The organism is Peptococcaceae bacterium (assembly GCA_024655825.1).
Classification (GTDB): domain Bacteria; phylum Bacillota; class Peptococcia; order DRI-13; family PHAD01; genus JANLFJ01.
This window is the reverse complement of sequence record JANLFJ010000029.1, coordinates 1-14,545: the sequence shown is the minus strand read 5'-3', so window position 1 is coordinate 14,545 and position 14,545 is coordinate 1. Positions and strand designations below refer to the sequence as shown.

17 protein-coding genes are annotated in these 14,545 nt (G+C 53.5%); 2 read left to right on the top strand and 15 right to left on the bottom strand.

Annotation, left to right across the window (positions count from 1 at the left end; genetic code table 11):
- Nucleotides 1-13: 13 nt before the first annotated feature.
- The 8 genes from amrA to NUV48_11085 form a co-directional block, all read right to left on the bottom strand.
- Nucleotides 14-1,414 (bottom strand): AmmeMemoRadiSam system protein A, encoded by a 1,401-nt coding sequence (amrA, locus tag NUV48_11120; GenBank protein MCR4442688.1) that lies wholly within the window; start codon nucleotides 1,412-1,414, stop codon nucleotides 14-16.
- Between the two features lie 99 nt (nucleotides 1,415-1,513).
- Nucleotides 1,514-3,166, bottom strand: coding sequence for a diguanylate cyclase (locus tag NUV48_11115; GenBank protein MCR4442687.1), 1,653 nt, complete (start codon nucleotides 3,164-3,166; stop codon nucleotides 1,514-1,516).
- Between the two features lie 54 nt (nucleotides 3,167-3,220).
- Nucleotides 3,221-3,352 carry a cyclic lactone autoinducer peptide gene (locus NUV48_11110; protein MCR4442686.1) on the bottom strand — a complete coding sequence of 44 codons (132 nt, stop codon included), beginning with the start codon at nucleotides 3,350-3,352 and terminating at the stop codon, nucleotides 3,221-3,223.
- Between the two features lie 113 nt (nucleotides 3,353-3,465).
- Nucleotides 3,466-4,050, bottom strand: coding sequence for an accessory gene regulator B family protein (locus NUV48_11105; protein MCR4442685.1), 585 nt, complete (start codon nucleotides 4,048-4,050; stop codon nucleotides 3,466-3,468).
- A gap of 4 nt (nucleotides 4,051-4,054) precedes the next feature.
- Entirely contained in the window at nucleotides 4,055-4,534 is a 480-nt protein-coding gene (locus NUV48_11100; protein ID MCR4442684.1) for a hypothetical protein, read from the bottom strand.
- Between the two features lie 59 nt (nucleotides 4,535-4,593).
- The gene (locus tag NUV48_11095; protein MCR4442683.1) at nucleotides 4,594-5,091 is read right to left on the bottom strand and encodes a hypothetical protein; all 498 of its coding nucleotides are present in this window, start codon (nucleotides 5,089-5,091) and stop codon (nucleotides 4,594-4,596) included.
- Complete coding sequence (locus NUV48_11090) at nucleotides 5,088-5,621, bottom strand: hypothetical protein (protein ID MCR4442682.1); 534 nt, start codon at nucleotides 5,619-5,621, stop codon at nucleotides 5,088-5,090. The genes NUV48_11095 and NUV48_11090 overlap by 4 nt, the downstream gene beginning before the upstream one ends.
- 187 nt (nucleotides 5,622-5,808) lie before the next feature.
- Nucleotides 5,809-6,330: an ECF transporter S component gene (locus NUV48_11085; protein ID MCR4442681.1), complete on the bottom strand. Its 522-nt coding sequence runs from the start codon at nucleotides 6,328-6,330 to the stop codon at nucleotides 5,809-5,811.
- 119 nt (nucleotides 6,331-6,449) lie between these two features.
- On the opposite strand from NUV48_11085, the gene NUV48_11080 reads away from it, so the two are divergent.
- The gene (locus NUV48_11080; protein MCR4442680.1) at nucleotides 6,450-7,862 is read left to right on the top strand and encodes a PLP-dependent aminotransferase family protein; all 1,413 of its coding nucleotides are present in this window, start codon (nucleotides 6,450-6,452) and stop codon (nucleotides 7,860-7,862) included.
- 105 nt (nucleotides 7,863-7,967) lie between these two features.
- A complete protein-coding gene (locus tag NUV48_11075) occupies nucleotides 7,968-8,219 on the top strand; it encodes a DUF1540 domain-containing protein (GenBank protein MCR4442679.1) in 252 nt (83 codons plus the stop codon).
- Between the two features lie 102 nt (nucleotides 8,220-8,321).
- Here the strand turns inward: NUV48_11075 and NUV48_11070 are convergent, their stop codons facing one another.
- From NUV48_11070 to rplM, 7 genes are all read right to left on the bottom strand, one after another.
- Complete coding sequence (locus NUV48_11070; GenBank protein ID MCR4442678.1) at nucleotides 8,322-9,077, bottom strand: N-acetylmuramoyl-L-alanine amidase; 756 nt, start codon at nucleotides 9,075-9,077, stop codon at nucleotides 8,322-8,324.
- 125 nt (nucleotides 9,078-9,202) lie between these two features.
- Nucleotides 9,203-9,427, bottom strand: coding sequence for a hypothetical protein (locus NUV48_11065; GenBank protein ID MCR4442677.1), 225 nt, complete (start codon nucleotides 9,425-9,427; stop codon nucleotides 9,203-9,205).
- A 29-nt stretch (nucleotides 9,428-9,456) separates the two neighbouring features.
- The gene (locus tag NUV48_11060) at nucleotides 9,457-10,644 is read right to left on the bottom strand and encodes a Ger(x)C family spore germination protein (GenBank protein ID MCR4442676.1); all 1,188 of its coding nucleotides are present in this window, start codon (nucleotides 10,642-10,644) and stop codon (nucleotides 9,457-9,459) included.
- Nucleotides 10,641-11,741 (bottom strand): spore germination protein, encoded by a 1,101-nt coding sequence (locus tag NUV48_11055; protein ID MCR4442675.1) that lies wholly within the window; start codon nucleotides 11,739-11,741, stop codon nucleotides 10,641-10,643. The genes NUV48_11060 and NUV48_11055 overlap by 4 nt, the downstream gene beginning before the upstream one ends.
- A 1-nt stretch (nucleotide 11,742) precedes the next feature.
- Entirely contained in the window at nucleotides 11,743-13,377 is a 1,635-nt protein-coding gene (locus NUV48_11050; protein ID MCR4442674.1) for a spore germination protein, read from the bottom strand.
- 123 nt (nucleotides 13,378-13,500) lie between these two features.
- On the bottom strand, nucleotides 13,501-13,893 hold the full coding sequence (rpsI, locus tag NUV48_11045; GenBank protein MCR4442673.1) for a 30S ribosomal protein S9: 393 nt from the start codon (nucleotides 13,891-13,893) through the stop codon (nucleotides 13,501-13,503).
- 19 nt (nucleotides 13,894-13,912) lie between these two features.
- Nucleotides 13,913-14,353, bottom strand: coding sequence for a 50S ribosomal protein L13 (gene rplM / locus NUV48_11040; protein MCR4442672.1), 441 nt, complete (start codon nucleotides 14,351-14,353; stop codon nucleotides 13,913-13,915).
- Nucleotides 14,354-14,545 lie beyond the last annotated feature (192 nt).

Sequence of the window (14,545 nt, the reverse complement as noted above, 5' to 3'; positions counted from 1 at the left end):
TCACAGCAGGTTTTCAGGTGTAGCGGGTCACCCGGAACTTCTCCAGCTTTACCCGCTCGCCCGGACTTATCCCCGCCTTCTGCCCGGCTATTTTCACCTGTTCTTCCGCGCTGGAGATGCCGGGAAGGTTGGGAAGAAGCAAACCGCGCCTGCTCCCCTGGGAAACGATCACCCCGTACTCCTGCGGGTCAAGCTCCTTTATCCCCGCAACCGGTTCGGGCCTGTCAAGAACGTCCACCGATATTTCCAGCTCGTCAAGTTCATCGGCCTCCAGGGGTTCAAACCGCGGGTCATGGAACGCGGCGGATACGGCATTGTGGATAATCTCCAGGGCCAAATCATGCTGGACCGGCTCCACCGTGCCGATGCATCCCCGCAGGTTGCCGTGCTTTTTAAGACTCACGAAAACGCCCGCCTTTTCTCCTCTCAAGCAGGCGGCCTCTTCCGGCACAGACAAAAAGCGGCCTTTTTCCAGGTATTCCCTAATGCTGAGCCTGGCCAGCCTGACAGGCAGCGATTCGTTTTCCCGGCGGCTTTCCAGCTTTTCTCTTCGTTCCCTGTACAAGCCCCGTACCAGTTCCCGGCCGTGCGCGCGCTCGCCCACCTTTATTTTCGCCGTCAGGTAGCCCACGCCGAAGGGCCCTTCATACGAGAGTTCTTCTCCCTCCGCCCGGAAGCCGTCCAGCGCGCCAAATCCAATGATCAGGGGGCGTAAGCCGCACTCGGCCGCTTCTTCCACAAAATCGTGCTCCAGGTTAAAGAGACTCCTGGCATCACCCTCCCTAATGGCCCGCCTGACTATCCCGTCAAAAACGGCCCCCTGTGGAGAGTAACCCGCCGGGGCTCCCGGCAGCAGGCAGTGGGACATATCGCCGCTTACCAACAGAACCCAGTCCCGGTCAATGGAATCCAGGGCCTCTCTCAATACCGCACCGAAGTGGTAAAGCTCCTCATAAGGAAGGAACCCCATGTTTACGGGAACAAGCTTACCCCGCCAGCCAGCTTTGGCCACAAAGGACAGGGGAACAACCAGGCCGTGGTCCAGCTTCCCACCGAGCCGGCGTTGTTTAATCAACGGCTCGTCCAGCAGGGCGCAAGGAACTTTATTCTTTCGCGCGTGTTCATTGACTGCCTCCGCGGCCTCCTTGTCAAATTCGTATTCCACCCTGACCATGTGCGCCCCAAACTGCGCCAGGTCGCCTTCCAGCCTATCCAGCGCGGTTATGGTGACCGCATCGCTGAACACATGACCGTGGGGCGTTACGGCCACCAGCAGGGAAGGGTTCAATTCCTTAATCTCGCGGGCCAGGCTGGCCATTGCCTTTCCCGTTGCGGCCACCTTCCGCGAATCGGCGCCCCCCACCTCAGGAACGGCAACAGGCGGGTGGGGGAAAAGCGCGACCAGTTTTAACACTTGAAATCACCACCCGTTAAAAATTGCGGCAGGCGTGAAAAAACCCCCACCTAAATTATATCCTGGCAGGGGCGGATCATGTAAACATTTATTTTATTTTCAGGACACTTCAAGGACCAAAATGCCCGTTTCTTCCAAATACTCGATGAAAGCATCCACGACATCAGGGTCATAGTGAACGTTCTTCAATTTTTTCAGTTCTCCCACGGCCTCGCTGATCGTTTTCGGTTTCTTGTACGGCCGGTTGGTAACCATGGCGTCAAAGCTGTCGGCCAGGCGCAAGATCCTTGCGCCCAGAGGTATCTCCTCGCCTTTGAGCCCGTGGGGGTAACCTGTCCCGTCGTAATTCTCGTGGTGGTAAAGCACGATGTTGACAGCCCCGCTCAGTGAAGAAATGGGACGCATCATATCGGCCCCCCACACCGCATGCTGGCGAATAGGTTCCCATTCGCTCTTGGTAAGTTTTCCCGGCTTATTCAGTATGTCCCGGCTGATCTCTATTTTCCCGATGTCGTGCAGCAGGGCCCCGATCATCAGGTTCTGGATCTCCCATTCCCACAGGGCCAACTTCCTGCCGATCTGCACGGTATAGTGCATGACCCGTTCCGAATGGCCGTAAGTATACCTGTCCTTGGCGTTTACGACCATCAGCAGCGTGCGCATGGAGTTGAGCAGTTCCTTTTCCTGATCCTGCAATAGGTGGGCAATTTCGTCGAAAACGTTGTAATACAGTTCCACCCTGTTCATGTTGGTGCACTTGGCCTTGAAGAGAGCCTCGTCACTCCTCTGGATCAGCAGTTCCCTTTCCTGCGCGTGCTCGGGATAGCAGGCAACACCTATGGAAAGCGTCAGGTGCCCTTTCGGCAGGATACTCATCCCTTCAAATTCCGTTCCTTCAACCTCGCGCTTGATGGTCTCCCCAAGCTCCACCCCGTCTTTGCCGTCGCAGCCGGGTAAAATGATCGCGAATTCATCCCCGCCGTAGCGAGCGCAAATACCTCTTTCTCCAACTATTCCTTTAATAATTTCCGCCAGTTTTTTCAAAACCTCGTCGCCCATTTGGTGCCCGTACGCATCGTTGTAATACTTGAAGAAGTCGATGTCGGTCATAACCAGGGCAAGGCAGCTGCCCTCAAGCCTGGCCCGGGCAAAACACTCCTCCAAAAAAGTATGAAAACTGCGGTGGTTGTACACGCCCGTCAGCTCGTCAAGCGAGGCCTGGCGCCGTAGTTCTTCCCTCGTCTCCTGTTCCGTCTCCGACATTTTGCCCATAAGCCAAGCCATCAGCCAGATGACCCCCGCCACCAGGATGTCCACATCCATACGGCCCATCCCATGGGCAACAGCAATAACGGCTATTCCCACCGTCGCCAGAAGAGCCCAGGAGTATCCCGCCCTGGTCCCGTACCGGAGAGCGGAAACCATCACCGGCATTAAAAGGAGAAACTTAAAAAAGCTCTCCTTTTCCTGGGTTAACAAATGAACGATAATGATCAAATAACAAGCATTGATAATGTTTTCCAACCGCCGCAGTTCATTCGCCTTTTTGCCCCGCAAGACCAGCGTAACCAACAAGACGATCGCCGCCGGCAAAAAAAGCAGCAACACGTTCTTATAGACATTGGTAAAGAAACCCTCGCCGGGTTGGAAGGCACGGACAAGCAGGATGCCCCCCAGGAGGAAAAAAAGAAGGCGCGTGGTATGCACATATTCGTCTATCTTTTTATCCCTGATGGTCTCGATGCTTCTCAAATGTACCTACCCTCTTTAAAAGTGGTGTGAGGTGGGGGTGAGCCACCTCGACGTTTACCTGATCAGGCTTTTGGGTGTTTCGGGCTGGTAAGCACCATAAAGGCACGCAAAGACGGAAGTCGCGGAGGCAAACAACAGCAGAACGGTGGAAGCAAGTGTCAATGCCGCATATTTCACCTTACTCATTTAAGCACACCTCCTAGTAAAATATAGTTGTAATTAATCAGCGACATAATCGCCGCTGTAATTACTAAAATTTGATACTTAACAAAATATTGATTTATCCTCTATCTTTATGTTTACGCTTTATGCTGAAAAAATGGAAGCAAAGTAAGGGACTGCAGGGTCATCCCTGCCGTTATGGAGTATGCTATGTAGGTGTTTTTGAGCAGAAAAACTCCCACGCTGAAGCCCATGAGGGCAATTATCGATAAACGCTTGAGTTTTTTTCTGAATTTATCCGAGACGATAGGCTTGGCTGCAGAATCGACCGGCGCGAAAACGAATACTATAACCAGGCAAGCGAAACATATGAAAAGCATGTATGCCCAGGAAAGCGGTTCGCGGCCCCATAAAGAGAAGGCCCGCACGCTGGCCCAGCTAACCGCCGGGTAAGCAGCCGCACTGAACAGCAAACAGCGATACGGTGTGGAAAAATGAGCGCCACCGCTCAGTTTTCGCAAAACATCGCCGGTTATGAGGGCAAAAAAGGTTGCTGTGGTTATCCCTATTAACCACCCTATAGCAATAACGACTGCATAACCGATTAAATAAAGAAACAGACTGTCGAGAGAGTAAGCAATAATCGCTTTCTTTTCTTCGTCAAACTTGAGCTCGCGGGCCATGTACTCGCTGATGCTTGTGCTGAGTTTTGAATACGGCATGATGCTACATCCATTCCTTGGGCCTGAATAGGAAGTTCAGGTTTATTTGTTTCTTTTTCACAATATACGCTAATAAAAACAGCATTATGGTATGCGCGCTGCCGGTAATAATTCTGTTTAGGGGGTTCCCCATCAGTTCGTCAAAGGAAAACAAGCCCGATTTTAAATAGAAAGATACAAAAGCGAATTCCAGCAGCACCAGACAGGCCATTGCCATTGCGCTGAAAGAAAGGCTCCTTCTCATTTCAAGACCACCCAGGTAAATGCAGAGGACGCCAAGCACTGCGGCCAGCACGATCACATGCACCCCGGGGGTAAAAGGCATTATCCTGACAATATATACAAAGATAGCAAAAATGAAGCCGATTAAAACGTTTTTCTTCCAAGGAAGCTGCCCGGTCCCCAAGGCCATGGTCAAGGTTGCTAAGGCAATGCCTTCTGGTATCACTTGAAAAACCCACGGTAGAAACGGTATCTGTGCCAAAAGCCTCACGCTCCTTATTTTTAATTTATCATGAAGCTTATTTCGCTAAACACCCGACGTTACCCTTCTTTTCCCATATTTTTTTTTGCATTCGAGATTAGACGGCAAATATCTTCTCTCTTCCTGTAAACATATGCCGCCAAAAAGAGGAACAGGACTTGCGGGGTCCCTGCAATAATCCTTATCAAAACATTATTTTGCATTTCATAAAAGTTAAAAATTCCAAAATGAGTAAAAAGGAAGAAAAATATCAATTCGCTTATTGCCAGCAGCAATATGGCCGCATTGGCGAAAATCATGGATCTGCGGGGTTCGATCCTGCCGATGACGGTGGATAAAACCGCCAGCGTCAGAATCAGGACAATGGTGTGGATGCCGAAGGTGAGCGGCAGAAGCCTGATCATGTAAACCAGCGCGGCCTGGATAAGCCCGATGGATAAAGCAGGTTTCCAGTACAGCCGCCCGTAGCCGAGGGAAATAACCAAAACCGCTGTGCCCAGGCATTCCGGTATGGATTGCAGGAAAAAGGCCGGGAGAGGGATCTCCAACGCGTTCACTCCTCGCCTTCCTTGAACACTAGCCTTGGAAACCTGCCCTGCAGGGCCTGGCGAATTGCCGCCGCCAGTTTTTCCAAAACCGCCCCCCGCTTGACCCGGCCTATAACCCAGGCCGCCAGGAAGAGGGTGAGCACCTGCGGCGTCCCCATTATGATCCAGCAAACAGGGCTTCGGGCAATATCTTCGAGGGTGATGAGCCCCAAGCCGTTTAATATTCTAAAATAGCCCAACTCGCAAAAGTACAAGCCGGCAAAGGTCGCCACGGTGCACAGGTGGGAAACCCTGATGTCGATGCCAGCCACCCATGACGTCGAAACAGCCATGGTCACCATCAGCATGAAGAAATGAGAAAAAAACGGCAACGGCAACAGCCGGAACACGTATACGAAAACAGCGTGCACCAGCCCGAGTATCAGCACATGTTCCCGCTTCACCCTTTTTGAGGCAAGGCTTAAAATAACCGCCGCCAAACTCATGCCTTCGGGAATAGTATTAAAAATCCATACCGCCAAAGGAATTTTCAGGGGCATCCATTCAGCCTCTCTTCCGGATTTCCACTCCTTTTTTTCCATGCTGTCAAATTGTTTGCTTTTCCTGCAAATCCCTATCTAAACTGCATTATACTACAAGATTTTCCTTTTGTCCTTGAGAGATTTTGTCGATATTTAGGGAAATATGTCAAAATAAACACAATTTTATTTAGTTGAGATATATTTGTCAGCTATCTTTCAGAAATTTCATCCTGTCCAGGGCCAGCAAAAGGGGTGCCGCCAGGATGCCGCCTCCCGCGGCCTGCGTGATATTTGCCGGCACGCCCAAAACAGCTGTGCCGAAGCCGTAGAGAAAGGTCTCGTAGGCCAGGTACCCGGAAACCATGACGGCGCCGCCCGCCAGCACGGCAGCCCCGAAGGCCAGGAGCTTGCGGGAGCAGAGGCTTTCGCTTGAAACGAGCAGGCGATAACACAAGCCTGCGGCCAGGGCATCGAGCCCCTTGATAAAAAACGTTGCCGGCGCGTAAATCCCGTAGCCGGAAAAAACATCGGCCAGCAGAGAGCCGACGGCCGACGCCAGTGCCCCGGCGGCCGGTCCCAGCAGGATCCCGGAAAGGTAGACCATGCTGTCGCCAACGTGGATATACCCTTTCGTCGGGGTCGGGACCTGGACAAGCATTGTCCCGACCATTACCAGGGCCGCCATCAGCCCGGCCCCTGCCAGCTGTTTGGAGTCAAATCTTTTCATATTCATCACCCCGTTGTATTGTATTGTTTTTTTGTTTTGATTATAATTTAATCAAATGCCTGTCCTCAATAAAAGGGACAGTTTTATAATATTCCTTGGTGACAGGAGTGAGGGTACCGATGCTGGAAATGGCCGTCAGGCTTGACAAAAAAGCGAAAACCCCGGTTTACCTGCAGCTGTACAATCATATAAAAAAAGAGATAACCGCCGGCCGGATGGAGACAGGCCTGAAAATGGCCTCCATCAGGGAACTCTCGGCCTACCTGAACATAAGCAAAAATACGGTGGAAACCGCGTACCAGCAGCTTTGTGCCGAGGGGTACCTCGTCAGCGAGCCGAAGGCCGGTTATTTTGTCAATAGAATAGAAAACATTGCCGACCTCCACGCATCGACCGCATCCAACGAACAGGCCGCCGTCGCGTGTGCAGGCAATAACCTTGCCCGTTACGACTTCAGCAGTGATTACCTGGATGAGGAAAGCTTCAACTTTTCCTTATGGAAACGCTTCATCGGCAAGGCCATGAAAGACCCGCAGCGGTACCTTTCTTACGGCAGCCACCTGGGAGAACCGGAACTCCGCAGGGAAATCGCCAAATACCTGCGGCATTCCCGCGGCGTCATCTGCTCAGCCGAACAGGTCGCCATCGGAGCGGGGGTCCAAAGCCTGCTCCATGTGCTTTGCGAGGTTTTGAAACCGCGTTATGAAACGATTGCTTTCGAGGACCCCGGGTTTAAAAAGGCCCAGTACATTTTTAAGGACCACAATTTCCGGATTATCCCCATCAGGCTGGAAAACGACGGTATCGATGTGAACGCACTGGCCGCATGCGGAGCGAAGCTCGTGCATGTGAGCCCTTCCCACCAGTTCCCGACAGGTTCAATTATGCCCGTCAACAAGCGCGTCCAGCTCCTGAAATGGGCCCAGGCCAGCGAAGGGATGATCATCGAGGACGATTACGACAGCGAATTGAGGTATTTCGGAAGGCCTATTCCTTCGCTCCAGGGCTTGAATAACGGGGCCAACGTTATTTACATGGGCACTTTTTCCAAGATATTTTTACCTTCACTGAGAATAAGCTATATGGTGCTCCCTGAAAGACTGCTTTCAAACTACCTGGAAAAAGCAGCCCGCTATAACCAGACCTCCTCGACAATCGAACAGATCGCCCTTTCTTTGTTCATGAAAGACGGCCTGATGGAGAAACACCTGCGCAGGTTGAGAAAAATCTACGCCAAAAAAAACCAGCTTCTCACCGAATCGTTCGGCAAGATCATGAAAGACAAGGTAGTCATCAGGGGACAGGGGACGGGGCTCCATCTCCTCCTGGAAATCAAGTCGGCCCTCACCGTTGAAAAGATCGTCGAGCTGGCCGAAAAGGCGGGTGTGAGGGTTATTCCCATCTCCAGTTACTCCATCGAAAAAACGGCAAGCAAATTCCCCCAGGTGCTCCTGTCATACGGGGGCATCCCCAAAGAAGACATCGTCCCGGCCGTCAGGCTTCTTAACAAGGCCTGGTTCGAAGGGGATTGAGGACCGCAAGAATTGGATAAAAGTGAAAACAGATTAATAATACTGGCAAAAACAGGGCAGACTACTGGTGAAAACCATTAAAACAAAGGAAAGGGATGATTGTTTATGAACGAGCAGCACATTCACTGCATCGTCAACGACTGCCACTACTGGAGCCAGGGGAACAGGTGCAGCGCCAGCGAAATACTGGTGGCCACGGATTCTTTTGACGAAGAGCAGCCGGATACAGTGAACTCCGAAATGGCTGCCGAACTTTCCCCGCAGAAAGCCGGAAGCCGTATGTCCACCTGCTGCAAAACTTACATTATAAAGGATTCCGAAAAAGCCAGGGTGGACGGAATAAAGAAGATGTCTTAACATAATTACTCATAGGCAAAAAAATGGGGGCTTGAAGCCCTCATTTTTGACAGCAGGAAACACTCAAGACACCAATTCAAGGGTTTAAGACGCGTTTATTCTTTACTTTCTTTCCAGCTGCAGGGTGGGTACGTATTTGTCGCCATAGTTGACAAGGTACTTGACTATCCCGCTGTATATCGCCCAGGCCACCTTGTCCTGGTAGGCGGGGTCCTGTAAAAGCTTCTCCTCGCGCGGGTTGGACAGAAAACCCATTTCGACGTTGACTGTGGGAATACTGGCGTTTTTAAAAATAATCGAGGTCGTATCCTCTTTAGGCTGGCGCGTGGTGTTTCCCAGGTACGCCACGAGTTCTTCCTGCACGCACGAGGCCAGTTCCTTGCTCCCGGGTATCGACGGTGCGTAAAAGGTCTGGGCGCCGTACCACTTCCCCTGCGGGAAAGAATTGCAGTGCAGGGCCAAATAAAGGTCCGCCCCCGAGCTTTCGGCCAGTTTCAGCCTGTTTTCCAGGTCGGCCCGTTTTCTTTCCCGGACCGTGCTTTCACCACCGCTCAATGCTTCATCGCTGTCGCGGGTGAGGACTACCCTGCCCCCGCCGCCGGCAAGAAGAGTGTATAGCTTTTTGGCAACGGCCAGGTTTATGTCCTTTTCGTATACCCCGGAAGGACTGACCTTCCCAGGGTCCTCGCCGCCGTGACCCGGATCGATGACCAAAACGCGTCCCGCCACTACCCAGGACATGGACTTAATTGCTTGTAAATCATGTTTTTCCGCCCAGTAAAAAAAAGCGCCGGCAGCGAAAGCAACCGTCCCCGCCAGGGCCAGCCAAACCGCCGCCCTGTTTTTTATGTTCGCCATCGCTTGTATACTCCCCTTCGCATCTGTTTTCCTTTAACAAGATATTAGTCAAGAAAGAAGGGTATGACAGAAAACAGGCCGGATCAGCTGATCCGGCCTGTTTAAACGGCGTTTTTTCACCCCGCTCATTTCAACAGCTCTGCAACGGGCTTGAAAACGGCCTCGATTATTCTTGTGGGGTTGGGTATTTTCGCTCCCAGCACCTGCGGGAAGCTCAGGGTCATCCCAAGGAGCAGATAAACCGAAAAAGCCGCCAGTTCCCGCCACATCTTTTTCCTGGCAAGGACCGGCACTTCAATGAGGATAACAAAGAGAAAAAAACCGCTTAGCAGGAAAACCGTGTTTATCACCTCTCAATGTCAATGCGCATTTTTTCATTCTATTTTCCCGAAAGACAGGTTAATCTGGTCATAAGACCTATTTCTCGTATATGCGCTTCCACATCGATATTCACTTCAGCCTGCGCGAATTCTTTGTCCCACCGCTTTTTCAAGACCCGCCATTCTTTTTTGTACTGCCGGTGAAAGGCCTCGCCAAAACCAAAAATGTCCGCCTCGAACTCATGCTGGGCTTTTGCCACCAGGGCGGCGATTATTGTCTCGACCGTCTTCCCCAGTTCCATTTCCAGGACCTTGAGCCTGGCGGGCTCGGCAACGTCCTCGCGGCTTTGCAGTTCCACCATGTCTCCTTCCACCGTTATTTTTATGTTATACCGGAGCTTGTTTCCGTCGTACTGCGCTTTTATCCTTGTTTTGCTCCGCCTTATTTCGACTGACGCCTTTTTATCCGGCTCGTCCGGGCTTTTCACGGAGACCTCTTCCCTGACCGGCTTTGCCTTCAGCCAGCATAAGCCGGCAGTTTCCTCGTCGTCCAGCCACCCGATCAATTTATCTTCTTTAAACACTCCGGCGCCCGCAATTTCCACCTGCTTGAACGCGGGAGCGTTTTCCTGCCCTTGCCCCGGGCTTATGCCTTCATACTTCGCTTCAGCGCAGGGGATTACCGGCTGGATGCCCTCGCTGGACAGCATCTCGGCAAGCTCCCTCAGCTGGACGGGACAGCCGGTTTTCATCTTGTTTATTAAACCGGCGGCCTGGGCCGAAGTGTTCTCAAGGGTCGAAAAGGTTTCCAAAAAGTCCTTGGCTTCGCCTTTGGCCGCCATCACCCACATCGTCTCGCGCGGTTCCCTGTCGCGCTGGAAAAAATCCACCACTTCGCGTATGCCTTTTTTGGCCATCCCTTCTCCCAGCACCAGGACAATGCAGTGGCTCCAGTAAATATCGCGCGGCACCTTCCAGGCTAAATGCTTTGCAGCCTCGTCAACGGTCTTGCCTTCCGCCGAAACAACCCAACTTGCGCCTTTTACGCCTTCGCCTCTGCCTTCGCCGCTGCCCGCAAAAGAGGCGGGCTTGGCAAACTGTACGGTAAGGCGCATCTGTCCTTCCGCCGCCAGGTCGATCCCCGCTCCGAGCACGATGGCCAGCTCGTTGATCTCCCGGCGGCTCCAGCAGCCGGCTTGAGGAACAGCCAAAAGCGCCAGCAAAAGGAAGACTGCAGTTCTTTTCATCGACCGCCCTTCCTCCCCTTCCCTCCGGCCAGGGCCGCAGCCAAAAGCAGCAGCGGGATACCCCCTTCAAAGACGAGCAAGGCGTAAGGCGGCCAGGTCAGGGCTAAAAAGGCAAACATGTCCGCGACGTTTTCATGGAGAAGGATAGACAGCGATACCAGCACAACCCCGACCGGGATCACCAGCGGCCGGTAATCCTTCAGTCCGGCCCACTGGGCACTCCCCAGGACGGCGGCGTAGTAAAACACCCCGACTTTGATAAAACCACCCGCTACCCAGACCACTGTAATGACCGACTCCAGCCTTTCCAGGAAACCGGCGATGGAAACCACCCTGACCGCGTTGAAAGTGGGAAAGAGCCAGGCGGCCGTTATTTCGGGCCCAAAGATGAGCAGCGCCTCAAGGATGCTCAAGGTTAGGAAAAAACCGATCAGCAGCACGGAAAGGGCGGCAAGCCGGTGGGCCTCCCCGGGGTTTTTCAGGCTGGGGATAAACATGGTGAAGACGACGATTTCACCCATCCAGCTTGCAGGCACGGCAGCCCCCTTGAGAACGGGAAGCAGCCCCGTGTCGAAGACCGGCAGCAGCCTGACCATCTGCATGTCTTTGACGGACAAAACGAAGGCAACGGCCAGAAAGCCTGTCAAGGGGATAAACAGCTGGTTGAAGCGGCTCAAAACCTCCAGCCCGCTGCGAACCGCGTAGGCCGCCACGGCCGCCACCACGATGTGAAAAACGATAATCGGGGTCTCGGGCATGATCGCCGTAACCAGGAAGACCCCGAACTCCCTGATCACCACGGCACCCATGTGCAGAAACCACCAGATGTAAAGGAGGCCGACCACTTTCCCCGCCGCCTTGCCAAGAATTTCCTCCGAATATTCAAGGAGCGTCTTGCCGGGGAAAAGCAGGCTCAGGCTCACCGCCAGCCGGGCAATCAACAACCCGGCCAGGACCGCGACCGCAATCGAAAGCCACGCGTCCTGCTTGGCCAGGCGGACCGTCAGCGAAGGAACGGTGAGGATGGCGGTGGGCAGGACCATGCTTAACATGAGCATAACCGCTTGTTTGCCGTCGATTTTAGCCTGTTCCCACACCTTACTTCTTTCCCCCTCTCGGCCGGACCTGCGGGGGAGCCGGTTTCAACCTCCGCTCCTGCCTGATCTGTTCACGTCTTGCAATCAGCCGGGGGCGGGTGAGCATGGCCCACCAGGGAGCGCGTACGGCCGTATCCTTCATGTCGGCGCCGGTGGTCGGAGCCAGCGGCGAGAGGTAAGGCACCCCGAATGAGCGAAGCGAGCACAAGTGTATCCCGATGACCGCGACACCGCTGACCAGCCCGAACAGTCCTAGGCCGGCCGTGCAGACCATCATGGTAAACCTGAGCAGGCGGAAGGCGATGCTGGCGCTGTAGGCAAAAACAAAAGAGGCAATACCCGTGAAAGCCACCACAATTACGGTGGCTGCGCCCACGAAGCCGGCACGAACGGCGGCCTCTCCGATGACCAGGGCCCCGACGATGCTCACCGCCTGGCCGATGGGACGGGGCAGGCGGATCCCCGCCTCTCTCAAGACTTCAAAGGTGAGTTCCATAGCGACCACTTCGATAAAGACAGGAAAGGGCACAGCCTCCCGCTGCGCGGCAATGCTCAGGAGGAGCGTGCTGGGAAACAGTTCGTGGTGGTAGCTGACCACGGCGATGTAAATCGAAGGCAGCATAAGAGAAACGAGCATGGATATGAACCTTACCACCCGCACGGCCGAACTGAACAGGAAGCGCTCGTAATAGTCCTCGGAAGCCTGGAGGTACTCGATAAACAGGTTGGGTACGGTCAGGGCGAACGGAGTCCCGTCCGTCAGGATGGCCACCCTCCCTTCCAGCAGCATTGCTGCAACGTGATCGGGCTTTTCGGTGTGGTTCACGGTGGGAAAAGGGCTCCAGGGGTTTTCCTCGATCAGTTCCTCGATGTATCCGCTTTCCAGCACGGCGTCAATCCTGATGCTGGCCAGCCTGTTTTTCACTTCTTCCACCAGCTTCTCGTTCGCCAGACCTTCGATATACAGCAAAGCCACATCGGTGTTGCTGAGCTCGCCCAGCTGCAGTGTCTCGATTTTCAGGGCGGGGCTTTTTATCCTCCGGCGAACCAGCGCCGTGTTGGTCCGCAGGCTCTCAATGAAGGACTCTCTGGAACCTCGCACCGTCGGCTCCGCTTCCGGGTCGGTGATAGCCCGCTTTTCCCATTTTTTGGACCCGTTGATCAAAGCGGTGGCATGCCCGTCAACAAGCAGGGCGGTATCGCCGCTGAGTATTGCCTGGATGACGTCCTGCAGCCTGCCGGTCTCCTTGACCTGGTGCATGCACAAACCGCGCCGCTTAATGAATTCAAGGGCTTCCGCCCTGCTTATCTTCCGGCCGGGAACGGCCATAGGCACTTCCAGGGCCAGCGCCCGCATTATCTGCTCGCTGATCTGGCCCTTATCAGCCAGGCCGTCCACGTAGATCAGGACCAGCCTGATCTTCTCAAGCTGGGCAAAGACAAATTCCCGGTAAACCACGTCGCTGCACTTATCAAGGAGTTTTTTTATCTGCCGGAGGTTTTCTTCAAGGTCGGTGCTTAGAGCGTCATTACCCCCACCTGGCTTCGGCAACTCGCCGCCATTTATAAATTCCCGGGTCTTTTTCCCCATTTTCCCACGCGTTCTTTTTCTACCCAGCCAACGGAGACCGAACATTTCCCCCTCCAAACGCAAGTGCGTTTATTCGTGTTCTTTCCCGGTTAGTTTAAGTATTATTCCCCTTATTTATTACTTACGGATTATTGGGCATTAAAAAAATCCCTCGCCTGAGGGATTTTTTTAACGTTTGGAGAACTGGGGAGCGCGGCGGGCTCCTTTCAAACCGTATTTCTTGCGTTCTTTCATGCGCGGGTCGCGCGTCAGGAAGCCCGCCCTCTTCAAAGCGGGCCTCATTCCCGCATCAGCCTTGAGAAGGGCACGGGCGATCCCCAAGCGGATTGCTCCCGCCTGGCCGGTGATTCCCCCACCCTCGACCTTGGCCAGGATGTCAAACCTGGACTCCGTACTGGTGAGAACCAGGGGCTGCTTGACAATCATCTCCAGCGTCTTTTTGCCAAAGTACTCGGACAGGGGCCTGCCGTTTATGATAACCTTGCCTTCGCCGGGTACAAGACGCACCCTGGCTACGGAAGTTTTACGACGTCCGGTTCCTGCATACTGCACTTGCGCCACTGTTAAACCTCCCTTCTCCTTAACCCTTTAATTCCCATGTTTCCGGTTTTTGGGCCTGGTGCGGGTGCTGCGGCCCCCTGTATACCTTCAGCTTTTTATAAAGTGCGTCGCCCAAGCGGTTATGGGGCAGCATCCCCCTGATGGCCTTTTCCAGGACCAGTTCCGGCCTTGTTTTTAAAAGGACGCTGTAACTTGTCCTTTTCAGGCCGCCGGGATGGCCGGTATGCCTGACGTACTCTTTCTTGTACAGTTTTTTACCGGTCAGACGCACTTTTTCAGCATTAATGATTATAACATGGTCGCCGCTGTCCACGTGCGGCGTAAATGTCGGTTTGTGCTTGCCGCGCAGGATGCTGGCGGCTTCAGACGCCAGGCGGCCCAACGTCTTGTCCGCGGCGTCGATGATGTACCATTTCCTTTTGATTTCCTGTGCCTTCGCCATGAAGGTACGCAATTTCATGTCCCCTCCCAACATGTGACGGTTCCTTTTTGCCGCATATATCATGGCCCCGGGGCTGTGAAGCCACGTATACCCGCAGAAAGACTCATAAAAGTATTTTAATACACGGCGCCAGACGTGTCAAGGTTTGTTTTAAACGAGCTTTTTGCGATGTAAGCTATTTTTATGATTTTCTAATCGCAAATCAAGCAT